We start from the raw sequence: 23132 nt of genomic DNA on the forward strand, positions 1-23132 counted from the left end.
TGCGCTGCGTTCAATGGTGCCGCCTTTTCAAAACGGCAGCTTAAAGCCCGGTGGCAACGGCAAGCCGCTCGTCATTTTGCCCATTTCTTCGTTGCTTGCCGCGTCGGCCTTTTCGCGCGCGTCGTTGAAGGCGGCGGCGAGCAGATCTTCGAGCATCTGCTTGTCGGCGGGGACGATCAGGCTGTCGTCGATGTGAATCGCTTTGATCCGGCCCTTGGCCGTCGCCTTGATCTTCACAAGACCGCCGCCCGATACGCCTTCTACCTCGACGCTGTCGAGCTTCGCCTGCGCCTCCTGCATCTGCGCCTGCACGGTGGCGGCGGCTTCCTGCGCCGCCTTCATCATTTCTTCGATCGATTTCATGGATTGGACCTATGCTGATTGTTATCGCTCTCGACAAGCCGCGCGTCGGGAAAAGCCGCCAGGGCGGCCTTCACAACGGGCAGTTCGCGAATACGTGCGTCATTGTCGGCGAGCTTCGCCGCCTTCATCTGCCCGAGGCTCGGCCGTCCCTCGCCGGTGCCCTCGTGCACTTGCCACCGGCTGCCGGTCTGGCTGAACAGCGCCTCGCCAAGCCGCCGCGCGAAATCGCCGTCGAGTTCGGGAACTGACGCATAGACAAGCCGTCCCGGCTCGAGCTCCAAAAGCCTGACATCATCATAAACCTGCCGCGCAAGCTGATGGTGTCCGCTGCTTTCGAGCAGCTGATGAATTTGTGCGATATTAAGTGCGCCCGCCTGAGGTTCGGCCGCCGGCGCCGGGTCCAGCGCGGCAGTCCCCTGCTCCGTCACCGGCGCCGCGATCGGCATCGCCGGCACCCCGCCGGTTTCGAACAACTTTGCCAGTTCGCCGGGATCGGGGAGCGACGCGGCATAGATGACGCGCAGCAGCAGCATTTCGAGATGCTCGAGCGGATTATTCGCGCGGAGCACCTCGTCATGGCCCTTCAGCAGCAATTGCCACAGGCGATTGAGCGGCGCGAACCCAAGCTTTTGCGCCCAATCGCCGATGCGTTCGCGATCGGCTTCGGCGAGGGCGGGATCGTCATGGCGTGACACTTTCGCGAGCGTGATGGCATGGGTCAGATCCATCAGCCCGCGCACCATCGCGACGGGCTCGAACCCCAACGCATATTGTGCCCGCGCAAGGTCGATGGCGCCGCCGCTGTTGCCTTCAAGGATCGCCGCCATCAGTGCGGCAATCGACGTGCGGTCGGACAGCCCCAACATCGCCCGCACCTGATCGGCGCCGATTTTGCCGCCGCCGTCGAGGTCTGCGTGCGCGATCGCTTGATCGAGAATCGACAGGCCGTCGCGCACCGACCCTTCGGCGGCGTTGGCAATCAGCCAGATTGCGGGCGCCTCGGCCTCTACCCCTTCCTTCTGCAAAATTGCGCTGAAATGCGCGAACAGCATGTCGGGAGTGATGCGGCGAAGGTCGAAGCGCTGGCAGCGCGACAGCACCGTCACCGGAACCTTGTTGACTTCGGTGGTCGCGAACAGGAATTTGACGTGCGGCGGCGGCTCTTCGAGCGTTTTCAACAGCGCATTGAAGGCGTTACGCGACAACATATGCACTTCGTCGATGATGTAGATTTTGTAGCGCGCCGAGACTGCGGCATAGCGTACGGCCTCAATAATCTCGCGGACATCGTCAACACCGGTGTTCGACGCAGCGTCCATCTCGATCACGTCGATATGGCGGCCCTCGGTGATCGCGCGGCACGGCTCGCACACCCCGCACGGGTCGATCGTCGGCCCACCCTGCCCGTCGGGGCCGATGCAATTCAGCGCCTTGGCGATCAGGCGCGCGGTCGATGTCTTGCCGACCCCGCGCACCCCGGTCATCAGAAAGGCGTGGGCCAGCCGGTCGCGCGCGATGGCATTGCCCAGCGTCTTCACCATCGCGTCCTGCCCGATCAGCTCGGCAAAAGTCTGGGGGCGATATTTGCGCGCCAGGACGCGGTACGGGCCGGAGGACGCCGCCGGTGTGGGCGCCTCGGGCAGGTCCATGCCCAGCATCGGGGGTTCGTCGTCGGCGGAATCGCTCATGGCCCCGTCTTAGGGGGCGGCGCCGGTCTTGTCGAAGGGGGAAATGGGTGGGAGCCGGAACGACCCGCAGCGAATTCGTTGCGGCTGCTTCCTTCCGGACCTGACCGGGTTGGCGAAGACTGCGTCCGCCCGACTCCCGGGGCGCATATGGCGGGGACGCACGCGAAATGCAAGGTCGGCGCCGTATAGCACAGTTATCTCGGCTTTGGGGTGGTGAGCTGCCGCTAAATCCTCCCTGTGGCGAAGCCATGGGGAGGGGGACCGCTCGCGCAGCGAGTGGTGGAGGGGCCGCGACGGCAGCGCCAAAGCCCCTCCGTCAGCGCTTCGCGCTGCCACCTCCCCATCGCTGCGCGACAGGGAGGATTTTATTGTCCGCTTTCGGCCGGAACCAGTCAGCGCGGCCCCTGCATGTTCCGGCTCTCCGCCGGGATATGCACCGTCAGACCGTCCAAGGCCTCGGTCAGCACGATCTGGCACGACAGACGGCTCGTGCGCCGCACCCCCGCGGCGAGGTCGAGCATATCCTCTTCCTCCTCACTCGCCGGCGGCAGACGATCGAAATCTTCTTTCGCGACGATGACATGGCAGGTCGAGCATGCCATTTGCCCCTCGCATGTTCCCTCCAGCGGCATCAGATGCGCCTGCGCGACGTCGAGCAATATGTCACCGGGCTGCGCCTCCGCCTCGATGCGCCCCTTGCCGTCGGCGTGGATAAAGGTGACACGCATCAATTGACCCCTTGCAACCGCGCTGCGGCTTTGATCGCGTTCAAACCATCGCGCAATTCCTGTTCGCTGGTATAGCGCCCCCAGCCGAGGCGAATCGACGCGCGCGCATCAGCTTCATTCACGCCCATCGCGCGTAGCACATGGCTGACCTTGCCCGACCCGCTGCCGCACGCACTGCCGAGCGAAAAAGCGACGTCGCGGGCGTCGGACATCAAGCGGAGGCCGTTCACGCCGTCGCGGCGAATATTGAGATTGCCGTGATAGCGGCGCTCCGCATCACCGTTGAGCGTCCATTCGCGAAGCATCTCCATCGCCAGCGACCACAGCCGCTCGACATGTGCCACATCCTGATCGAACCGCTCGGCCGCGAGCGCCGCCGCGGCGCCCAACCCGGCGCATAATGCGGGCGATACGGTGCCCGACCGCATCCCCTGTTCCTGTGCGCCGCCGAACATCAGCGGCGGCAGATCGATGCCGTCCCTGATCCACAACGCGCCGATGCCCTTGGGCCCATGGATCTTGTGCGCCGACAGCGCAATGAGGTCCGCGCTGTCGGGGATGGGAACGCGGCCATAGCCCTGCACCGCATCGCAGAGCAGCAGGCTATTCTTCGCATGAACAGCGGCGGCGAAGTCGGCGACCGGCTGGATCGTCCCCACTTCGTTGTTCACGAGCATCACGGCGACGATGCCGTTTTCAGGGATCAGAGCCGGGTCAGGCGATCGGGCCAGTCCCGCGCCATCGACCGGCAGGACCGTAGCATTGAGACGTTCAAGGCATTGCAACGAAGCCGCATGTTCAATGCTAAGCCCCGCCACGCCGCCGGGCATCAGTTCCGCGCCGCGCAACAATGCCCAGTTGAGCGCCTCGGTCGCGCCCGAGGTGAAAAAGACGCGCCCGCCCTTTGGCAGCAGCGCCGCAACCTGATCGCGGGCGACCTCGACCGCCGCCGCGGCGGCACGACCCGCCTTGTGCGTGCTCGACGGGTTCGCAAAGCCGTCCCCTCCCCCCGGTCCTTCGAGCCAGCGCAGCATCGCCTCGCGCGCCTCGGGAGCGAGCGGCGTCGTCGCTTGGTAATCAAGGTAGATCATGGCGGGCTTGGCCGTCCTCAAATCCCGTTCGGGTTAAACGGAAAACAAAGAAAATAGCGCCTTATTGCGAACAATTCGCAAAAGTTGCAAGTCGAGACCGGTTTTCTATATAGGCACCAATCCCGCTCCGCCACCCCGCCCCTCGGCGAATCACTGGCAAGCCCAAGACATATAGAAGGTGCGCCCATGCCCGACGTCATTTTTCCCGGCCCCGAGGGCCGCATCGAAGGGCGATTCTCGCCTCCTCCGCGGCCGCGTGCGCCGGTTGCGCTGATCCTGCACCCGCATCCGCAGGGCGGCGGCACGATGAACGACCGCATCACGCAGGCGATGTACAAGAGCTTCGTCGCGCGCGGTTTCGCGGTGCTGCGCTTCAACTTCCGCGGCGTCGGCCGCAGCCAGGGCACGTTCGACAACGGGATCGGCGAACTCTCCGATGCCGCCTCGGCGCTCGACTGGGTGCAGTCGATCCACCCCGAAGCGCAGACGACATGGATCGCAGGCTTCAGCTTCGGCGCGTGGATCGGGATGCAGCTTTTGATGCGCCGCCCCGAAATCCGCGGCTTCCTGTCGGTCGCGCCGCCGGCGAACATGTATGATTTCAGCTTCCTCGCCCCCTGCCCCTCGTCGGGAATTATCGTCGCGGGCGGGCAGGACGAGATCGTGCCGCCGGGCGCGGTGCAGAAGCTGGTCGACAAGCTGCGCACCCAAAAGGGCATCACGATCCATCACGACGAGATCCCGCGCGCGAACCACTTTTTCGAGCATGAGCTCGATCAGCTGATGAAATCGCTCGATAACTATCTGGATATGCGCCTCGCGCCCGATTCGCCGATTCGGTGACATCACCGTCATTGCGAGCGAAGCGAAGCAATCTCCAGCTATCGGCTGACATGGACGCACGCTGGAGATTGCCGCGTCGCCTTCGGCTCCTCGCAATGACGAAATGCTATGTCACCGGCGCCAGCCACACCGCGACATTGGCGAACATGACCAGCGCGGCGATCAGCATCAGCAACGCGCGGCGGCGATCGCCCTTGCGAAACACATAGGCCGCGCCGCCGGTCAGCACGACGCCGGTGAGCATCAGGATCGAAATGATCGTATCGGACATGACGCGGCTTTATCGGCGCCGTCACAAATTTGCCACCTCGCTTATGGTCAATCCGCGCGGCTTGGCCTAAAGCGCGCTCATCGATTCCCTTATGCCCCGCGGGAGCCGCACCATGCGCATCGCCATCGCCTCCGACCATGCCGCTTACGACCTGAAAGCCGTGCTCGCCGACTGGCTGCGCGACAAAGGGTATGAGGTCGAGGATCTGGGCACCAACGGCCCCGACAGCGTCGATTATCCCGATTATGGCTATCGGCTGGGTGGCGCGATCGCCGATGGCCGCGCCGACCGCGGCGTTGCGCTGTGCGGATCAGGCATCGGCATCTCGATCGCGGTCAACCGCAACCCGGCGGCGCGCTGTGCCCTCGTGTCCGAACCCTTATCGGCGAAGCTGGCGCGCGAGCACAATAATGCGAATGTCATCGCTATGGGCGCGCGCCTGACCGGTATCGACATGGCGAAAGCCTGCCTCGATGCCTTCCTTACCACCGACTTCGCCGGCGATCGTCACGCGCGCCGCGTCGACAAACTTTCCAATCCGCCCCAACTGGAGACCAGCCGATGACCATAGAAACGCTCGACAAGCCCATCAAATCGGCCGGCTATTTCACCGACGGTGTCGGCACCGCCGACCCCGCAGTCGCGGCAGCGATGAAGCATGAGCTGGAACGCGAACAATATCAGATCGAACTGATCGCGTCGGAAAATATCGTTTCAAAGGCGGTCCTCGAAGCGCAGGGCAGCGTCTTCACCAACAAATATGCCGAGGGCTATCCGGGCCGCCGCTATTATCAGGGCTGCGCACCGTCGGACGAGGTCGAACAGCTCGCGATCGACCGCGCCAAACAGCTGTTCGATTGCGGTTACACGAACGTCCAGCCGCACTCGGGCGCGCAGGCGAATGGCGCCGTGATGCTGGCGCTGACCAAGCCCGGCGCGACGATCCTCGGCATGAGCCTCGACGCCGGTGGGCACCTGACCCACGGTGCCCCGCCCGCGATGTCGGGCAAATGGTTCAATGCCGTCCAGTACGGCGTGCGCGCCGACGATCATCTCGTCGATTTCGATCAGGTCGAGGCGCTGGCGAAGGAACATCGCCCTTCGCTCATCATCGCGGGCGGTTCGGCCTATCCGCGCACGCTTGATTTTGCACGCTTTCGCGCGATCGCCGATGACGTTGGCGCGCTGCTGATGGTCGATATGGCGCATTTCGCCGGGCTGGTCGCCGGCGGCGTTCATCCCTCGCCGCTCCCGCACGCGCATGTCGTCACCACGACGACGCACAAGACGCTGCGCGGCCCGCGCGGCGGCATGATCCTGACCAATGACGAAGCAATCGCCAAGCGCATCAATTCGGCGGTCTTTCCGGGGCTGCAGGGCGGCCCTTTGATGCACGTCATTGCCGCGAAGGCCGTGGCGTTCGGCGAAGCGCTGCGCCCCGATTTCAAGGATTATGCGAAAGCGACCGTCGCCAACGCACAGGCATTGGCAGCGCGCCTCAAGGCGCGTGGCGCCGATCTCGTTGCGGGCGGCACCGACACGCATCTCGCGCTGATCGACCTCCGCCCGCTCGGCATCACCGGCCGCGACGCCGACGAGGCGCTCGAGCGGAGCGCGATCACCTGCAACAAGAACGGGGTGCCCTTCGACCCGCTGCCACCGGTCAAGACCAGCGGCATCCGCGTGGGATCGCCCGCGGGGACGACGCGCGGTTTCAGCATCGCCGAATTTGAGGAGATCGGCGACATGGTGGCCGACGTGCTCGAGGCACTCCGCGACAAGGGCGAGCATGGCGACGCCGATGTCGAGGCCGACGTTCGTGGCCGCGTCCGTGCCTTGTGCGAACGCTTCCCCATCTATCAAGGTTAAGGGGCAATGGCGCGCCAACACCCCGAGGAGCCGACGCTGGTCGAGCTGACGATCGAAGAGGTCAAGGCGATGGGTCGGCAGGGGATGGACCATCCCTCGACGCCCACCGTTCTGACCGGCGGGGTGATCGGCGCGGTTGCCGGGGCGGTGCTCCCCGTCATCAGCTGGCCTGTCGGACTGCTCGCCGGCGCCGCGATCGCACTCTACACTCGGGTGAAACGCTAACCAATGCGCTGCCCCTATTGCGGACATGAAGACAGCCAGGTGAAGGACAGCCGTCCGACCGAGGACGGTGCGGCGATCCGCCGCCGCCGCCAGTGCGAGGATTGCGGCGCGCGCTTCACGACGTTCGAGCGCATCCAGCTGCGCGAAGTTGCGGTGCTCAAGGCGGGCGGCGGACGCGAACCCTTCGACCGCGAAAAACTGATGCGCAGCGTCCAGATCGCATGCCGCAAACGCCCGATCGACGGCGCGCGGATCGAGCGGCTGGTGTCGGGAATCCAGCGCCAGCTCGAAACCTCTGGCGACAATGAAGTCCAGGCACAGCAAATCGGTGCGATGGTGATGGAGGCGCTGAAGGGCTTCGACAATGTCGCCTATATCCGCTTTGCCAGCGTCTATCGCGACTTCACCGAAGCCAAGGATTTCGAGGAGTTCGCCTCGACGATCACCGAGGCGGCGCGGCCGAGCAAATGACCGCGGCATCTCCGCCCCCCGTCATCGTCCTGGTCCGTCCGCAGCTTGGCGAAAATATCGGCAAGGCGGCGCGCGCAATGCTCAACTTCGGGCTGACCGAGTTGCGACTGGTGTCCCCGCGAGACGGCTGGCCCAATCCCGACGCCGGGCCGGCGTCGGCCGGAGCCGACGTGGTGCTGGCGAACGCGGCGGTCTTTGAAACGCTGACCGATGCGGTCGCCGACTGCACGACCATTTATGCGACAACGGTACGCAAGCGCGGCGTGACCAAGCCGGTTCTGACCCCCGAAGCTGCGGCACAGGAGGTCCACGCGAGCGCCGGGCGCTCCGCCTATGTCTTCGGACCCGAGCGGTCGGGGCTCGAAACCGACGATGTCGCGCTCGCGCATACGATCGTCACCGTCCCGATCAACCCCGAGTTCGGTTCGCTCAACCTAGCGCAAGCGGTGATCCTGCTCGCCTATGAATGGTCGAAGCATGTCCCGAATGATGTGGTGGGTGGTACCGCGCTCACAAGCCCGCCCGACGTCCCGCTCGATCCGCCGGCGCCGCACGGCGAACTCGAGGAGCTGATCGGGCACCTCGTTCGCGACCTCGACAAGAGCGGCTATTTCTTTCCGCCCGAACGCCGGGACGCGACACTCCGCACGCTGCGAACCACGCTCACCAAGACCGGCTGGTCGCACAACGACATCCGCATGATGCACGGGATCGTCACCGCGCTAGGCCGGGCACCGCGGTCGCGCTGAACGAAACGCGTCAGCTGTCGGCGCGCAGGCGGTCCCACTGGATCGCTTCGTAAGCGATCGATTGTTCGACGAGTTCGTCCCACACCGCGCGAACGCGTTCGAATCCAACCCCGCCGCCGCGGCTGCGCGCGCTACGTTATCGAGCACTTCGGCCTTGCGCGCTTCATCACGAACGGTCCCGCGGTCGGTCTTGATCCGCGCCGCGGCGTCCATATAGGCAAAGCGGCGGACGAGCAGCGCGACGAGTTCGCGGTCGACCTGATCGACCCCGGCGCGAACGTCGGTCATCGTTTCGCATTGGTCGGGAAGTTTGGCGCTCGTCATGCGCGCAGCCTTTAGCGGCTTTTTCGCCGCTGTCGAGCGCGCGGCGTACCGCTTGACTTTGCGCCCTCTCCCGTCTAACCGCGCGCCTTCGCAATGGACTCCGCACCCCGGTGAAGCGGCAGTCGCGTACGGAAACCTTCCGTGCGGTGCGACCCGGGAACCGCCGAAATTCCTCGGCACACAGCAAATTGGAGACGCATATGTCGAAGCGCCAGAGCGCCAAGTATAAACTCGACCGCCGGATGGGCGAAAACATCTGGGGTCGCCCGAAAAGCCCGGTCAACCGACGCGAATATGGCCCCGGCCAGCACGGCCAGCGCCGCAAGGGCAAGATGTCCGACTTCGGCATCCAGCTCCGCGCCAAGCAGAAGCTGAAGGGCTATTACGGCGACATCACCGAAAAGCAGTTCAAGAAGAACTATATCGAAGCGTCGCGGATGAAGGGCGATACCGGCCAGAATCTGATCGGCCTGCTCGAACGCCGCCTCGACGCGGTGGTCTATCGCGCCAAGTTCACCCCTACGATCTTCTCGGCGCGCCAGCTCGTCAGCCATGGTCACGTCTACGTCAACGGCGTGAAGTGCAATATCGCGAGCCGCCTCGTGAAGCCGGGCGACGAAGTGACCCTCGGCAAGAAGGCGCAGGAAATGGCGCTGGTCGCCGAAGCGCAGAGCCTGCCCGAGCGCGACCTGCCCGAATATCTGGCGGTCGACGGCACCAAGGCAACCTATGTCCGCGTCCCGACGCTCGACGAAGTCCCCTATCCGGTGAAGATGGAACCCAATCTGGTCGTCGAATTCTATTCGCGCTGATCGGTTTTCTACCGAAAGGATTTCAGAAGGGCGGTCCGCAAGGGTCGCCCTTCTTGCATCGAGGGAGCGCGGCTGGCACAAGCCCGTAATCAAACAGGAAAACTCAAGGAATTTCCATGCTTCGTTTCCCCGCTCGACCGCAGCCTTTGCGGTTCTTCTGACCGTTGCCGCGTGCAACGCTTCCGACAAGGCTGCGAGCGATACGTCCGCCCCCGCCATCCCCGATGTCGAGATTCCCGAACTGTCGCTCGCAACGCTTCAGGAAGTGACCAAGGAATTGTCGTCGGACGCCTACGAGGCCGTGCGCCCGGCACGGCTGGCGAGGAAAAGACGGTCGCTTACATTATCAAGAAATATCAAGAAGCGGGGCTGAAGCCCGGCAACAACGGCAACTGGACGCAGGACGTGCCGCTCATCGAGATCACGGCCAAGAACGCCACCCCGCTGACCTTCACGGGCGGCAAGACGCCAGTAACCGCGCAATATGCCAAGGACTATGTCGCGTTCAGTTGGCGCGTGCAGCCCAAGACCGAGGTCAAGGACAGCGACGTCGTCTTTGTCGGCTATGGCATCAATGCCCCCGAAAAGGGTTGGAACGACTATGCCGGGCTCGATGTAAAGGGGAAGACGGTCGTCGTCCTCGTCAACGATCCCGACTGGGAAACCAAGGAAGCCAAGGGCGAGTTCAATGGTCGCGCCATGACCTATTATGGCCGCTGGTCGTATAAATATGAAGAAGCCGCGCGGCAGGGCGCGGCGGCCGTGCTGATCGTCCACGACACCGAACCCGCCGCTTACGGCTGGAATGTCGTCGAATCGAGCAATACGGGGACGCAATATCTGGCCGAGAGCAAGAATGGCGGCGCCGACCAGACCGTTGCAAATGGCTGGATCCAGCTGCCCAAGGCGAAAGAAGTTTTCGCAAGCGCAGGGCAGGATTTCGATGCAATGCGCGCGGCCGCGAAGAAAAAGGGCTTCAGGCCAGTTCCGCTGACCGGGGTGAAGGCAAACTTCGGCTTCGACAACGAAATCGCGAAGAAAATGTCGCGCAACGTCATCGGCGTTCTGCCGGGCGCCAAGCGGCCCGACGAATATGTTCTCTATACCGGCCACTGGGATCATCTCGGCCGCTGCACGCCGGTCGATGGCGACGACATCTGCAATGGTGCCGTCGATAACGCGAGCGGCATCGCGGGTCTCGTGACGCTGGCGCAAGCCTTTCACAAGGCCGGTGCGCCCGACCGCAGCATCGTCTTTCTCGCGGTGACCGCCGAAGAATCGGGGCTGCTCGGATCGAAATACTACGCCGAAAACCCGGTCTTCCCGCTTTCACAGACCGTCGGCGGCGTGAATATGGACGCGCTCAATTCGGTCGGCCCGGCAAAAGACATTGTCGTTGTCGGCGGCGGCAAGTCCGAACTCGATGCCTATGTCACCAAGCTCGCGCAGATGGAGGGCCGCACGGTCAAGGCCGAACCGACGCCGGAGAAGGGCTTCTACTATCGCTCGGACCATTTCAGCTTTGCAAAGCTCGGCGTGCCGATGTTCAACTTCGGCAGCGGCGACGATCTGGTCGATGGCGGCGTCGAGGCCGGCCAGAAAGCAGCGGAAGATTATGAAAAGAACCGCTATCACGCCCCCGGGGACGAATTTGAGGCTATTACCAACTGGGACGGCATGATGTCGGACCTGCGCCTCTATTACGCCGCCGGCCGAATGCTCGCGATGACCAGCGCATGGCCGAACTGGGTCGAGGGCGATGAATTCCGCGCCGCCCGCGACAAGTCGCGTAGCGCGGCGAAATAGGGTTTCGTCATTGCGAGCGGAGCGACGCAATCCAGGGCGGTTTACGCTACTCCAGATTGCCGCGTCGCTCCGCTCCTCGCAATGACGGAGCTGAACAGGATCGAGACCCGATGCCCCTGCACATGCCTGCCGAATGGGCACCGCACGATGCGGTGTGGATCGGCTTTCCCCATTTCGCCGAGGAATGGTCGGGGCAGATAGACGCCGCGCGGCGCGACGTCGCGGCATTCGCCAATGCCGTTCACGACGAGGGCCGCGGCGAGACGGTGCGACTGGTGGTGCGCGATCACGCGAACGCCGATCTGGCCGAAACCATGGTCGATCCGGGTGTCGAGCTGCACATCATGCCGCTTGGCGACATCTGGCTGCGCGATACCGGACCGATCGTCGTCGGTACCGGCGGTGCGCGAGCCGCGCGCAATTTCGATTTCAACTGGTGGGGCAATAAATTCGTCATGCCGGGCGACCGCGAGATCGGTTCAATCATCGCAGCCTATATGGCTTTTCCGACACGCGATTGTGACTGGGTGCTGGAGGGCGGCGGCATCGACGTCGACGGCTCCGGGCTCTGCGTCACGACCGAGGAATGCCTGCTCAACCCGAACCGCAACCCGTCGCTGACGCGCGCCGACATCGAGACGCGGCTGCACAAGTCCCTCGGCATCGATCGCGTCCTGTGGCTGGGCAACGGCCTGATCGGCGACCACACCGACGGCCATGTCGATAATCTGGCGCGCTTCGTCGGCGAAGGGCGGCTGGCGTTACCCGTTGCGGCAGGTAACGACGATCCCAATGCGCATGTCTATGCTGACGCCCGCGCGCGCGCCAAAGCTTTTGACGGGGTCGAGATCGTCGATCTGCCCTCACCCGGCCGCGTGGAAATCGACGGAGAGGTAGCGGCGGCAAGTTATATGAACTTCTATATCGGCAATAGCACCGTCGTCGTGCCCACCTATGGCGCGCCGAACGATCAGGCTGCGATCGAGACGCTCGCGGCGCTGTTCCCTGATCGCCGCGCGGTGGGCGTGCCCGCGCGGGGGATCATCGTCGGCGGCGGAAGCTTCCATTGCTCGAGCCAGCAAGTGCCGCGCTAATTCTTTGCGTCGTCCCGGCGAAGGCTGGGACGCCGAGGGTGAGGGTGCAGCTTTTGCTCTGGCAAGATGCGCTGTCCGGCCTATATCCGGCCCATGACCCGCACCATAACTATCGCAGCATTACAGCTCCCCCTGCCCGGCCCCGTCCAGCCCAATATCGAGGCCGTGATCGCGCTTATCGAGGAAGCGGCCGCCCAGGGTGCGCAGGTCATCCTGCCGCCCGAACTTTTCGAAGGCCCCTATTTCTGCCAGGTTGAGGATGAGGCGCTGTTCGCGGCGGCGCGGCCGACGTCCGAACATCCGAGCGTCATTGCAATGCAGGCATTGGCCGCAAAACTGAAGGTGGCGATCCCGACGAGCTTTTTCGAGAAGGATGGGCCGCATTATTACAATACGCTCGCGATGATCGGCCCCGACGGCGCGATCATGGGGACGTATCGCAAAAGTCACATTCCCGACGGGCCGGGGTATGAAGAGAAATATTATTTCCGCCCCGGCAACACCGGCTTCAAAGTGTGGGACCTGTTCGGGACGCGCATCGGCGTCGGCGTCTGCTGGGACCAATGGTATCCCGAATGCGCGCGCGCGATGGCCCTGATGGGCGCCGAACTGCTCTTCTATCCCACCGCGATCGGATCGGAGCCCTATGACGCCGACCTCGACACCAGCCGCATGTGGCGCCGCGCGATGCAGGGCCATGCCGTGTCGAACTGTATGCCGGTCATCGCCGCAAACCGGATCGGCACCGAGGGCGACGCCAGCTTTTACGGCCACAGCTTCATCACCGACGAGTGGGGCGACATGACGCAGGCGTTCGGCGCACACGAAACCGGCGCGCTCGTCGAGACGATCGACCTCGATCGCGCTGCGAAACACCGGGCCGGCATGGGCTTCTTCCGCGACCGGCGACCGCAGCTTTACGGCCGACTGGTCGAAGACGTCTGACCTTGAACCCGCGCTCAGTTTTCGAAGCGGTGGATGCTTTCAAGGTCCGCCCGGTCGAGCGGCTGCGTCAGCCATAGCCCGCCGCGCCCTCCGCGCGACCAGCGCACGATCGCGTGCCGCTTAACTCCGCCGGCGAGTATGAGGTCGAACTCTTTGCCGACCTCGAAATGCGTACCGTGGACAAAGCCCGCGCCATGTTGCGACAGATCAACCAGCTCAATGTCGCTGGCGGTTCCGTCGTCGGCGACAATCTGCGCCTGACTGTGAACCGGCAAACGCGGCTGGCGATAGCCCATCGCGCGCTGTTCGGCCGCCAGTTGTTTGAGCACTTCGGCGACATCGACCTCGGTATCGAATGACACCCCGCATCGGCCGCCGTCGGACCAGACGACCTTTCCGCCGAGCGTAACCGTGTCCGACAACGCGATTTCTAAATGTTCACCGACCGTGATCGGGACGTCGGCTGCAAGCATCATGCCGCGATCGGACATGTTCCGCACGCGCCACAGCCCCGCGTCACCGTTGCGGATGACTTTGGCAATCCGCCACACCGTGCGATAGCGATCGCCGCCGCGGCGGTCGTCCGCCGCGGAATGACTCGGCTCCTCAGCCGGATCGGATAAGCGACGTTGGCTCATGTCTTTTACCTTGCCGACAGCAACACGCCGGGATAACCCGTTGTATATGCTGAAAAAACGCCCCACACCATTTGAACTACTACTAGATTTTTCGTTAAAATTCAATTATATTGCAGATATATAGTTAACGTCGCTTATATGATATAAGCGCCGATCAGGATGGCCCGGTGATTTGGAGACTCGTCCTGTTTTTAACGGTTCGTCGCCCGAACCCGCGCGATTGAACAAGGCTCCGCGCGCTCATGACGCCTAACCGTCAAGGCTCTGGCTCTCAGCATGTCAATCGGTAGGCAATCATCTGATGCAAGGTAACGATGGCGATGTGCGCGAATGGGCGCCACACCAAAGAACGGGATGAAGCTAAACCGCTGATTTACCGGCTATATAATGGTTATGGCCACGAAACCGTTAAACGACGCGAAAAAAATCGCGCCAAAACGGCGTGAATCCCCTTTAAATCAGGGCCGGCCCGCTCGTTAAAGCTCGCATGACCACAAAAGCGACAGCATCGAACGAGCCGGTTGGGCGGCTCATGGGTTGGCTCGGGCTTCGCCGCACGCGCGGCGGTGCCTCCGACGGCGGTTATCCGCCCGTCGACCCCGGGGGGCCCCGCGACTTGGCGCGTGAATCGCGTTACGAGCTAGCCGCGTCGATCACCTCTTTCCTCGTCGATAATGATCTGGAAATTTCGCCTGCAAACCTGCTGATCGCACATGGCGCCTTTTCGGGCCGCAACCCGCGCCTCGCGCGGCAGATCGTCGCGCAGGCGCAAAGCCCACAGGGCATCACGCAAAAATGGCTCGACGAGGTGGAGCAACAGGAAAGCGGCCAACCGGACCGCGTCGAACTCGACAAGCTGATGAGTCGGCTCGAGGCCAATCTTGAGGCTTTTCACGCCAACACCAAGGATGCCCGCACCGCCACCAGCGATTACGGGATCGAACTGGAACAGCATGTCTCCGATCTTGAGCAGCTTCAAAAGACAGGACGCATCGTGTCGAGCCTCGCCGACCTCGCCAAGGTCATGCTCGAACGCACGCGCAAGGCCGAAGAGGACATGCGCAAGAGCGAGGATGAGGCAAAAGCGCTGCGCCGCAGCCTCGACCGCGCCAAGCGCGATGCCGAGCTCGACTATCTGACCGGGCTTCCGAACCGCCGCGCATTCGAAAACCTGCTCGACCGGCATTATAAGGAAGCGCGCGCGGCGATCGAGCCGCTGAGCGTAGCCTTCTGCGATATCGACGAGTTCAAGAAGGTCAACGACACCCACGGCCATGAGGCGGGCGACCGGGTCATCAAGGCCATCGCCGACACGCTCGCGCGCATTTCGAACGACAAGTGCCATGTTGCGCGCCACGGCGGCGAGGAATTCGTCATGCTGTTCCGCGGTCTCACCCCGACCGAAGCCGCCGAAAAGCTGGACGATGCGCGCGAGGCGCTTGCCGACCGGCGCCTCATCAACCGCAAGACCGACGAACCGTTCGGACAGATCACCTTTTCGGGCGGGGTGGCCGATGTCTTTGGTTATGGCGATGCGCGCGCCGCGCTGAAGGCGGCCGACGCGGCGCTCTACAAGGCGAAGATGAGCGGCCGCAACTGCATCCGCATTGCTGAGCCGTCCTGATTACCGGCTTTCCGCGAGGGGGCGGGCGCCGCGGACAATTGGCATGATCGCCCGTTGTCCGCGGCCTTGCCGTCAAACGGCCGGACGCCGCGCGTAATAGCCGAACGCGGCAATCACCGCATAGCATAGAGCGGGAAGCAGCAGCGCCGTGGCGAGGCTACCCGTGACATCGGCAATCACCCCGGTGGCGAGGGGGACGACCGCGCCGCCGAAGATCGCCACGTTGATGATCCCCGACCCGTCGGCTGCGCGCGGCCCGAGTTTCTCGGACGCGAGGCTGAAAATCGTCGGGAACATGATTGCGTTCATCAGCCCGATTGCGAGCAGGCTATATCCAGAGACGACCCCGCTGCTGTTGGTCGAAATCAAGATCAACGTGATCGCGCCGATCGCAACGCAGGCGAGCAGCTTGCCCGGGCTGACGACGCGCATCAGGCCCGAACCGATGAAGCGGCCGACCATCGCGCCACCCCAGTACAGCCCGATCAACTTGCCTGCGGCCTGTTCCGGCAGTGCCATCACGCCCGGCTGCATCAGATAACTGACGACGAGCGAGCCGATCGACACCTCCGCCCCCACATAAAGAAAGATGCAGAGCGCACCGAAGCCGAAACGCGGGCGCTTCAGCAGGTCGAAACCCGCAAGGCCCGCGCTTGCTTCATGCCTTTCACCCTGAAGCCGGTTGCGGAACAGCCATACCGCGCCTGCGACTACGGCGAGCGCGACGGCAATCCCCAGATACCCGTGAACGATCGCCTGGCTTTCGGCGGTTCGATAGGCATCGAGTTCGGCGCCCGACAGCTGGTCGGCGCTGACCGTCGCCAGGCTGCCGAGGATCAGTATCGATCCAACGATCGGAAAAACGGTGGTCCCCAGCGAATTGAACGCCTGCGCAAAGGTCAGGCGGCTATGCGCCGTTTCGGGTTTGCCGAGAAGCGAGATCAGCGGGTTGGCGACGACCTGGACAATCACGACGCCGCTTGCGAGCACGAACAGCGCAAGCAGGAAGAGCCCATAGACCGCCTGTTGCGATGCAGGAATGAAGAGCAAGCATCCGGCAAGCATCGTCAGCAATCCCGCGACTGCGCCGCGCATATAGCCAATCTTCTTGACCAGCTTGGCCCCTGGAATGCCGATCACTAGGTAAGCGGTAAAAAAGCAGAACTGGATCAGCATGGCCTGCGTATAGTTGAGCGTGAACAGTTCTTTGAGTTTTGGGATCAGCACGTCGTTCAGCGACGTGATGCCTCCGAAAATGAAGAACAGTCCCATGACGAACAGCCGCAGCTCGGGCGCATCGACGTGCGCGCCCTGCCCTTCGACCGCAATCGGGTCGCTGCTCGACGAATTATCCGGCGCCAAAGCCATGCCATCCCCCAATATTTTCTGATCGGGTCGTGCCCTACACGGGTCATGTCATATTGGCGGCGGCGAGCAAGCCTATTTGATACTGCGCCGTCGCGACATTCGTATGCATAGGCACGGACGCCGTTTGGCGGATGAACGGCGCCTGCCCCTTGGCCTAATCGGAATGGGAGCATCGGATAGGCGGTCCCGTGAGGGCCATAGACCCTACGGACACAATCGTCGGTACGTTAGGGTGTCTGTCGCGGGCGTAGCACGCCAGTCAGCGGCTCCAGCGCGCGAAGATCGCCGTCGGCAGCAGCAGGGCGCGCGCTTCTTCGCGCACGGCAAGCTCGCCGCATTCGACCTTGCCCGGCAAGTCGGCGAAAAGCTGGGCGAGCAGTTCGCCGATCGCGAGCGCCGACATGCGCACGGCATAGACGGTCAGGAACAGCGCGCGGCTGTCCCCGTCGAGCAACTGGCGGCAATCGGCGAGCAGCGGCGCCAGCCCCTCCTCGATCTGCCAGCGCTCACCGCCGGGACCGCGCCCGAATTTGGGGGGGTCGAGCAGGATCGCATCGTAACGCCGCCCGCGTCGCACCTCGCGCGCAGTGAATTTGCCGGCATCGTCGACGATCCAGCGCACCGGCATGTCGGCCATGCCTGCAAGCGCCGCATTTTCGCGCGCCTGCCCCACCGATTTTTTGGAGGCATCGACATGCGTCACCGACGCGCCCGCCGCCGCGAGCGCCTGGCTGCCCACGCCGGTGTAGCCAAAGAGATTCAGAAAGGCTGGGTCGGGCTTGTCGGCAACGCGTTCGCGCAGCCAGTCCCACACCGGCGCCATGTCGGGAAAGAAGCCGAGATGACGAAAGGGCGTGCAGGAGGCCGTGAAGCGCGTCTCGCGCCAGCCAAGCGGCCAGCCCTCGGCGGGCACGGGTTTATGGTAATACCAGCGGCCGCCGCCATCATCGTCGGACGCGGGCACGAACTCGCCATCAGCCGCAGCCCATTCGCTTTCGGGCAGCGCGGGTGCCCACATCGCCTGTGGTTCGGGGCGGATGAAGCGATAGCGGCCATAGCGTTCGAGCTTGCGGCCGCCGCCGCTGTCGACCAGCCCATAATCATCCCACGCCTCGCCAACGAGCGTGACGAGGGGCAACAGATCAGCCACGCGAGGCTTCCGCAAGGATGAAGGCCTTGACCGCGTCATAGTCGCCGGGAAGCTTCGTGTAACGTTCCTCGCGCTCGAACAGATTGCCCAGCCGCGCGGGCAGCGGCGGGCGCACGCCCGTCGCGCGCTCGACCGCCTCGCGGAATTTCGCGGGATGTGCGGTGGCGAGCGTGATGACCGGAATGTCGGCGTCGATGTCGAGCGAGCGCGCTGCGGCGAGCCCAACCGCGCTGTGCGGGTCGATAATCTGCCCCCCGCGTTCCTGCGCCCAGCGCAGCGCGAGCGTCATCGCGTCGCCGTCGATGCGGGCACTCGAGAACAGGTCGCGCGCGCCGCCGAGCATGTCGGCGGGGATCGTCATTGCGCGCTTGGCATCGAACTCGGCCATCATGCCCGCGATCGCGCCGCCGTCGCGGCCTGCGAGGTCAAAGAGCAGCCGCTCGAAATTGCTGCTGACCTGAATGTCCATGCTGGGCGTCGCGGTCGGCGTCACTGTACCCGCGCTATAGTCGCCGCTGGTGAGCGCGCGGTGGAGGATGTCATTGACGTTGGTCGCGACCACCAACCGAGCGATGGGCAGCCCCATCTGCGCCGCGACATAGCCCGCGAACACATCGCCGAAATTGCCGGTCGGCACGCTGAACGCCACCGGACGATCGGGGCCGCCAAGACGGACGGCCGCGTAGAAATAATAGACGATCTGCGCCATCAGCCGCGCCCAGTTGATGCTGTTGACCGCCGACAGATTGACCTGGCTCCGTGCGTCGGCATCGCCGAACAGCCGCTTCACCATCGCCTGCGCATCGTCGAAACTGCCGTCGATCGCGATATTATGGACATTGGGGGCAAGCACCGTCGTCATCTGGCGCCGCTGGACATCGCTGACGCGGCCCTCGGGATGAAGCATGAAAATCTGGATATGCTCGCGCCCCGCGACCGCCTCGATCGCCGCCGATCCGGTATCACCCGACGTTGCGCCGACAATCGTGATGTCGGTGTCGCCGCCGCTCAGGAACGTCTCGAACAATTCGCCGAGCAATTGCAGCGCGACGTCCTTGAACGCCAGCGTCGGCCCATGGAACAGTTCGAGCAGCCAGTGGCGATGGTCGAGCTGGACCAGCGGCGTCACGGCATCGTGGCTGAAGCGGCCATATGCGGCCTTGCACAGCCCGCGCAATTCATCCTCGGTCAGCGCGCCTTCGACAAAGGGTCGCATGACGCGGACCGCCGTTTCGACATAATCCAGCCCGGCGAGCGCCCGAATTTCGTCGGTCGACATCTGCGGCCATTTCGCGGGCACGTAAAGCCCGCCGTCGCTGGCGAGGCCCGCGAGCGTGGCGGCACGAAAGTCGAGGGTCGGCGCGGAGCCGCGGGTGCTGATATAGTCCATGACGCAGACGCGCCTAGCGGCGACGGCTTACGGCCGCAAGCGGCGACGGACGGCGAGGAAATAGATGACGAGCGCCGCGGCGGCGAAGAGGAACCACTGAACTGCATAAGCGAGATGATTGTTCGGCGTGTCGTCGGCCGACGGAACGGCGCTCGGCCGCAACCCCGCGACCGGCGTATCGGCGACCAGCATCGCGCGTGCTGGCGCCGCCTTGCCCATCGCCCGCGCGATCATGCTCGGCTGCTCGGGGCCGGGCACGATCGTCCCCTGGACAATCCCGCCGGTCCACTTGGGTGGCGCAAAACCGTCGCCGATACCGACATCGACCAGCACGCCCGGCCCTTCGGCGCCGGTGCGGCAGTCGGCGATCATGCGAAAGCCCGTACCGCCCTTGCGGTCGGTGCCGCTGCGCGGATCCCAGCGCACGGGTTCGAGGCAGACGACGCTGCTCTTGCGATAGAGCACAGCATCGGGCACCGGCGGCAGCTCGGGATAGGTGACGAGCGACGACATCGCCATATTGCGTTCGTACAGCGCGATCAGCGCTTCCTTGTCGGCCTTGCGCTGGAGCTGCCAGACGCCGAGGCCGATCATCGTCGCGACCGCGGCAAGTACGAGCAGCGTCGGGATCAGCGGCCAGCGGGGCGGCGGCGGCGGCGGCGAAACCGGGTCAGTCATCCTCATCCGTTCCGGCGAGTCGACCCTCCGCGGCGCTGCGCTGATGTTCTGACGCGAGCAGCGCCGCTTTGGCAACGCGCAGCCCATAGACCACCGCCGCAGCGGTCAGCGGCACCCACAGCAGGGCATGGATCCATAGCGGCGGCTCGAACGCGAAATCGAGCGCGAGCGCCAGCACGATCAGCAGCGCGCCGATGATCATCGTCAGGAAGGCTGCGGGCCCGTCGCCGACGTTATAGCGCTGGAAATCGAGCGCGCAGACGCGGCAGCGCGGCGCAAACTTCACCGGCCCGTCGAACAAGGTCTGCGCACCGCATTCGGGACAGAGGCCAAAAAGGGCAGCCCGCGCGATTGGTGGCTGCCCCTTTGGTGATGGTTCCTTGCCGGTCAAATCAGTGCGCGGCGATCGGCGCGCCCCAGCCGCCCCAGACATAGACGATGATGAAGAGGAACAGCCACACAACGTCGACGAAGTGCCAGTACCACGCCGCCGCTTCGAAACCGAAATGCTGCTGCGGGGTGAAATGCCCCTTATAGGCGCGAACAAGACAGACGATCAGGAAGATCGTACCGACCAGCACGTGGAAGCCGTGGAAACCCGTCGCCATGTAGAAGGCCGAGCTGTAATTGCTGCCGCCGAAACCCCAGGGCGCATGCATATATTCATACGCCTGGATCATCGAAAAGATCGCGCCGAGGATGATCGTCGCCCACAGGCCTTTTTTCAGGCCTTCGCGGTCGCCGTGGATCAGCGCATGGTGCGCCCAGGTGATCGTCGTGCCCGAGCAGAGCAGGATCAGCGTGTTGAGCAGCGGGAGCGAGAACGGATCGATGACCTCGATGCCCTTGGGCGGCCACATGGTGATCGCATCGGCGCCTTCTTGTCCGAAAAGCGACGTGATCGCGCCATCGGCATATTCGATCGGCACCGGAAAGAGCGAGAAGTCGAACCAGGCCCAGAACCAGCCGACGAAGAACATGACTTCGGACGCGATGAACAGGATCATGCCATAGCGCAGGTGCAGCTGCACGACGGGGGTATGATCGCCGGCATGCGCTTCGTTGATGACGTCCGACCACCAGCTGAAAAAGGTTGCGATCACGCCCATGAAGCCGAGCCCGAGCACCCATTTGCCCGCGGCACCGAAATAATCCTCGTGCATGAACATGACGAGGCCGAAGAACATCACGAGCGCCGCGAACGAGCCGATGAGCGGCCAGACGCTGGGGTTTACGAGGTGATAGTCATGATGTTTGGCACCGGCCATGTCACAATTCCCGTTTTTGCTGCCCCAGCGTGACGATTCCCCATCACCCGCCGGTCCTTGTTAGACTCTTGGATGCGGCCTTAGCTCGCCTTTTTGCCCTCGTCTACCGCCTCTACAGGGTGGAAGGTGTAGCTCAAGGTGATTTCCTGGACGTCGCGCGCGTCGGGGTCATCGACGATCGCCGGATCGACGAAGAACAGCACCGGCATCCGCATCTGCTGCCCCGGTTCCAGCCGTTGTTCGGTGAAACAGAAGCATTGGATTTTGGTGAAATATTTGCCCGCCTGCGTCGGCGTAACGTTGAAGCTGGCGGTACCGACGACCGGCGCGGCCGAATTATTCTCGGCGATGAAAATCGCCATGTCGCGCGCGCCGACGCTGACCGTGTCACGCGGATGTTCGGGATAGAATTTCCACGGCAGCGCGGGCGACACATTCGCGTCGAAACGCACCGAGATCGTCTGGTTCAGGATCTCGGGCTCGGCCGCAGCCGCGACCGCGTCGTAGCGCTGCGTCGTGCCGCCGAAACCCGTCACGCGGCAGAAAAGATCATAGAGCGGCACCGCGGCGAAGCCGAGACCGGTCATCGCGAGCGCGAGGATGCCGGCAAGGCTGGCGGTCTTGGCTTTCGGGGACAGGCTCCGGATCATGCGAAAATCTGCATTTTGGCAATGGTGATGAAGAAGAACAGGATAGCGAGCGCGCCGAGCATCCACGCCATCATATTCGCGCGGCTGCGCTGGCGCCGGCGATATTCGGCCTCATCGAACGGCTGCTGGTCGGATTCGTCGGTCATAGCGGCCACCAATGATCGGCGACGACTGCGCCGAAGAGAATGAAAAGATAGGCGATCGAAAAAGCGAACAGCCGCTTTTCAGGCTGCATCCGATCGCCCTCGCCCGCAGTGCGCGTGCCGACCCGAACCGATAGCAGGACGAAGATTGCCGACAGCAGGATCGCCGTCCAGCCATAGAGCGCGCCGGTGTAGCCGAGCGGCCAGGGCGCGATCGCCGCCGCCGCCATTACGATCGCATAGAAAAGAATCTGCCGCCGCGTCGATGTCTCGCCCGCGACGACGGGCATCATCGGAATGCCTGCGTCGGCATAATCCGAGCGGACGAAGAGCGCGAGCGCCCAGAAATGCGGCGGGGTCCACAGGAAAATAAGCAGGAACAGCATCACCGGCAGCGGCGCGATCGATCCCGTCGCCGCGACCCAGCCGATCAGCGGCGGAAACGCCCCCGCCGCGCCGCCGATGACGATATTCTGCGGCGTGCGCGGCTTCAGCCACATCGTATAGACGAAGACATAAAAGAAGATCGACACGGCGAGCAGCAGCGTCGCCTGCCAGTTCGATGCGAACAGCATCAGGAACAGCGAAAAAGCCGCGAGACCAATCCCGAACTGCAACGCAGTCTGCGGATCGAGCCGCCCGGCAGGCAGCGGGCGTCCCGCGGTGCGCTTCATCTTGGCATCGAGCCCCGCTTCATACCATTGGTTGAGTGCGCCCGACGCGCCCGCCCCGAGCGCGATGGCGAGGATCGACGAAAAGGCGAGGACCGGATGCACGTCACCCGGCGCTGCGAGCAGTCCGCAGAGCGCAGTGAACACCACCAGCGACATGACGCGCGGCTTGGTCAGCGCGAACAGGTCGCGCCAGTCCGCGGGAAGCGTCATCATATCATGGGTCAGGCTCTGCGCCATAATCACTCCGGCCATCAGGGCGGCGCCCTCTGC

At 63.9% G+C, this 23132-nt stretch carries 25 protein-coding genes, 1 other RNA gene and 2 pseudogenes; 11 read left to right on the top strand and 17 right to left on the bottom strand.

Annotation, left to right across the window (positions count from 1 at the left end):
• Positions 1 to 27: 27 nt before the first annotated feature.
• The 5 genes from VSX77_RS00065 to VSX77_RS00085 all read right to left on the bottom strand — a co-directional run bounded on the left by VSX77_RS00065 (position 28) and on the right by VSX77_RS00085 (position 3870).
• Positions 28 to 363 carry a YbaB/EbfC family nucleoid-associated protein gene (locus VSX77_RS00065; RefSeq protein ID WP_338425640.1) on the bottom strand — a complete coding sequence of 112 codons (336 nt, stop codon included), beginning with the start codon at positions 361 to 363 and terminating at the stop codon, positions 28 to 30.
• Positions 360 to 2051 carry a DNA polymerase III subunit gamma/tau gene (locus VSX77_RS00070; RefSeq protein WP_422397255.1) on the bottom strand — a complete coding sequence of 564 codons (1692 nt, stop codon included), beginning with the start codon at positions 2049 to 2051 and terminating at the stop codon, positions 360 to 362. The genes VSX77_RS00065 and VSX77_RS00070 overlap by 4 nt, the downstream gene beginning before the upstream one ends.
• A gap of 43 nt (positions 2052 to 2094) precedes the next feature.
• Positions 2095 to 2192, bottom strand: an RNA gene (gene ffs / locus VSX77_RS00075) — signal recognition particle sRNA small type.
• Between the two features lie 251 nt (positions 2193 to 2443).
• Positions 2444 to 2782 carry a 2Fe-2S iron-sulfur cluster-binding protein gene (locus tag VSX77_RS00080; protein WP_338425641.1) on the bottom strand — a complete coding sequence of 113 codons (339 nt, stop codon included), beginning with the start codon at positions 2780 to 2782 and terminating at the stop codon, positions 2444 to 2446.
• Positions 2779 to 3870, bottom strand: coding sequence for a cysteine desulfurase family protein (locus VSX77_RS00085; RefSeq protein ID WP_338425667.1), 1092 nt, complete (start codon positions 3868 to 3870; stop codon positions 2779 to 2781). Before VSX77_RS00085 ends, VSX77_RS00080 begins: the two co-directional genes overlap by 4 nt.
• A 186-nt stretch (positions 3871 to 4056) precedes the next feature.
• On the opposite strand from VSX77_RS00085, the gene VSX77_RS00090 reads away from it, so the two are divergent.
• On the top strand, positions 4057 to 4713 hold the full coding sequence (locus VSX77_RS00090) for an alpha/beta hydrolase (protein ID WP_054588059.1): 657 nt from the start codon (positions 4057 to 4059) through the stop codon (positions 4711 to 4713).
• 106 nt (positions 4714 to 4819) lie between these two features.
• Here the strand turns inward: VSX77_RS00090 and VSX77_RS00095 are convergent, their stop codons facing one another.
• A complete protein-coding gene (locus tag VSX77_RS00095) occupies positions 4820 to 4984 on the bottom strand; it encodes a hypothetical protein (protein ID WP_338425642.1) in 165 nt (54 codons plus the stop codon).
• A gap of 112 nt (positions 4985 to 5096) precedes the next feature.
• Between VSX77_RS00095 and rpiB the strand changes: the two genes are divergently transcribed.
• The 5 genes from rpiB to VSX77_RS00120 are packed head-to-tail and all read left to right on the top strand — an operon-like array spanning position 5097 to position 8298.
• Positions 5097 to 5549 (top strand): ribose 5-phosphate isomerase B, encoded by a 453-nt coding sequence (rpiB, locus tag VSX77_RS00100; protein WP_338425643.1) that lies wholly within the window; start codon positions 5097 to 5099, stop codon positions 5547 to 5549.
• Complete coding sequence (gene glyA / locus VSX77_RS00105) at positions 5546 to 6853, top strand: serine hydroxymethyltransferase (RefSeq protein WP_338425644.1); 1308 nt, start codon at positions 5546 to 5548, stop codon at positions 6851 to 6853. The genes rpiB and glyA overlap by 4 nt, the downstream gene beginning before the upstream one ends.
• 6 nt (positions 6854 to 6859) lie before the next feature.
• Positions 6860 to 7078 carry a hypothetical protein gene (locus tag VSX77_RS00110; protein WP_338425645.1) on the top strand — a complete coding sequence of 73 codons (219 nt, stop codon included), beginning with the start codon at positions 6860 to 6862 and terminating at the stop codon, positions 7076 to 7078.
• A gap of 3 nt (positions 7079 to 7081) precedes the next feature.
• Complete coding sequence (gene nrdR, locus VSX77_RS00115) at positions 7082 to 7549, top strand: transcriptional regulator NrdR (RefSeq protein WP_338425646.1); 468 nt, start codon at positions 7082 to 7084, stop codon at positions 7547 to 7549.
• Complete coding sequence (locus VSX77_RS00120) at positions 7546 to 8298, top strand: RNA methyltransferase (RefSeq protein WP_338425647.1); 753 nt, start codon at positions 7546 to 7548, stop codon at positions 8296 to 8298. Before nrdR ends, VSX77_RS00120 begins: the two co-directional genes overlap by 4 nt.
• A 10-nt stretch (positions 8299 to 8308) precedes the next feature.
• Here the strand turns inward: VSX77_RS00120 and VSX77_RS00125 are convergent.
• Positions 8309 to 8622: pseudogene (locus tag VSX77_RS00125) on the bottom strand (chorismate mutase).
• Positions 8623 to 8822: 200 nt separating this feature from the next.
• Here VSX77_RS00125 and rpsD point away from each other — a divergent pair.
• The 4 genes and pseudogenes from rpsD to aguB all read left to right on the top strand — a co-directional run bounded on the left by rpsD (position 8823) and on the right by aguB (position 13279).
• Complete coding sequence (rpsD, locus tag VSX77_RS00130; protein WP_338425649.1) at positions 8823 to 9434, top strand: 30S ribosomal protein S4; 612 nt, start codon at positions 8823 to 8825, stop codon at positions 9432 to 9434.
• 157 nt (positions 9435 to 9591) lie between these two features.
• Positions 9592 to 11240, top strand: a pseudogene (locus VSX77_RS00135) (M28 family metallopeptidase).
• Between the two features lie 110 nt (positions 11241 to 11350).
• The gene (locus tag VSX77_RS00140) at positions 11351 to 12334 is read left to right on the top strand and encodes an agmatine deiminase family protein (RefSeq protein ID WP_338425650.1); all 984 of its coding nucleotides are present in this window, start codon (positions 11351 to 11353) and stop codon (positions 12332 to 12334) included.
• Between the two features lie 93 nt (positions 12335 to 12427).
• Positions 12428 to 13279 carry an N-carbamoylputrescine amidase gene (aguB, locus tag VSX77_RS00145; protein ID WP_338425651.1) on the top strand — a complete coding sequence of 284 codons (852 nt, stop codon included), beginning with the start codon at positions 12428 to 12430 and terminating at the stop codon, positions 13277 to 13279.
• A 14-nt stretch (positions 13280 to 13293) separates the two neighbouring features.
• Here aguB and VSX77_RS00150 read toward each other — a convergent pair whose 3' ends face one another.
• Positions 13294 to 13917, bottom strand: a complete 624-nt coding sequence (locus tag VSX77_RS00150; RefSeq protein WP_338425652.1) for a PilZ domain-containing protein — start codon at positions 13915 to 13917, stop codon at positions 13294 to 13296.
• A gap of 487 nt (positions 13918 to 14404) precedes the next feature.
• On the opposite strand from VSX77_RS00150, the gene VSX77_RS00155 reads away from it, so the two are divergent.
• Entirely contained in the window at positions 14405 to 15541 is a 1137-nt protein-coding gene (locus VSX77_RS00155) for a sensor domain-containing diguanylate cyclase (protein ID WP_338425653.1), read from the top strand.
• Between the two features lie 72 nt (positions 15542 to 15613).
• On the opposite strand, the gene VSX77_RS00160 is transcribed toward VSX77_RS00155, so the two are convergent.
• From VSX77_RS00160 to VSX77_RS00200, 9 genes are all read right to left on the bottom strand, one after another.
• Positions 15614 to 16909: a sugar MFS transporter gene (locus VSX77_RS00160; protein ID WP_338425654.1), complete on the bottom strand. Its 1296-nt coding sequence runs from the start codon at positions 16907 to 16909 to the stop codon at positions 15614 to 15616.
• Positions 16910 to 17168: 259 nt separating this feature from the next.
• A complete protein-coding gene (locus VSX77_RS00165) occupies positions 17169 to 18047 on the bottom strand; it encodes a class I SAM-dependent methyltransferase (protein WP_338427178.1) in 879 nt (292 codons plus the stop codon).
• A gap of 4 nt (positions 18048 to 18051) precedes the next feature.
• A complete protein-coding gene (thrC, locus tag VSX77_RS00170) occupies positions 18052 to 19449 on the bottom strand; it encodes a threonine synthase (RefSeq protein ID WP_338425655.1) in 1398 nt (465 codons plus the stop codon).
• A gap of 27 nt (positions 19450 to 19476) precedes the next feature.
• Positions 19477 to 20127 (bottom strand): SURF1 family protein, encoded by a 651-nt coding sequence (locus tag VSX77_RS00175; RefSeq protein WP_338425656.1) that lies wholly within the window; start codon positions 20125 to 20127, stop codon positions 19477 to 19479.
• Complete coding sequence (locus tag VSX77_RS00180; RefSeq protein ID WP_338425657.1) at positions 20120 to 20560, bottom strand: DUF983 domain-containing protein; 441 nt, start codon at positions 20558 to 20560, stop codon at positions 20120 to 20122. Before VSX77_RS00180 ends, VSX77_RS00175 begins: the two co-directional genes overlap by 8 nt.
• Complete coding sequence (locus VSX77_RS00185; protein WP_338425658.1) at positions 20520 to 21395, bottom strand: cytochrome c oxidase subunit 3; 876 nt, start codon at positions 21393 to 21395, stop codon at positions 20520 to 20522. Before VSX77_RS00185 ends, VSX77_RS00180 begins: the two co-directional genes overlap by 41 nt.
• Before the next feature lie 80 nt (positions 21396 to 21475).
• Positions 21476 to 22045 (bottom strand): cytochrome c oxidase assembly protein, encoded by a 570-nt coding sequence (locus VSX77_RS00190; protein ID WP_338425668.1) that lies wholly within the window; start codon positions 22043 to 22045, stop codon positions 21476 to 21478.
• Positions 22042 to 22191, bottom strand: a complete 150-nt coding sequence (locus VSX77_RS00195; protein WP_338425659.1) for a hypothetical protein — start codon at positions 22189 to 22191, stop codon at positions 22042 to 22044. Before VSX77_RS00195 ends, VSX77_RS00190 begins: the two co-directional genes overlap by 4 nt.
• Positions 22188 to 23114 (bottom strand): heme o synthase, encoded by a 927-nt coding sequence (locus VSX77_RS00200; protein ID WP_338425660.1) that lies wholly within the window; start codon positions 23112 to 23114, stop codon positions 22188 to 22190. Before VSX77_RS00200 ends, VSX77_RS00195 begins: the two co-directional genes overlap by 4 nt.
• Between the last annotated feature and the right edge of the window lie 18 nt (positions 23115 to 23132).

This window comes from Sphingopyxis sp. TUF1 (genome assembly GCF_036687315.1).
GTDB lineage: Bacteria > Pseudomonadota > Alphaproteobacteria > Sphingomonadales > Sphingomonadaceae > Sphingopyxis > Sphingopyxis kveilinensis.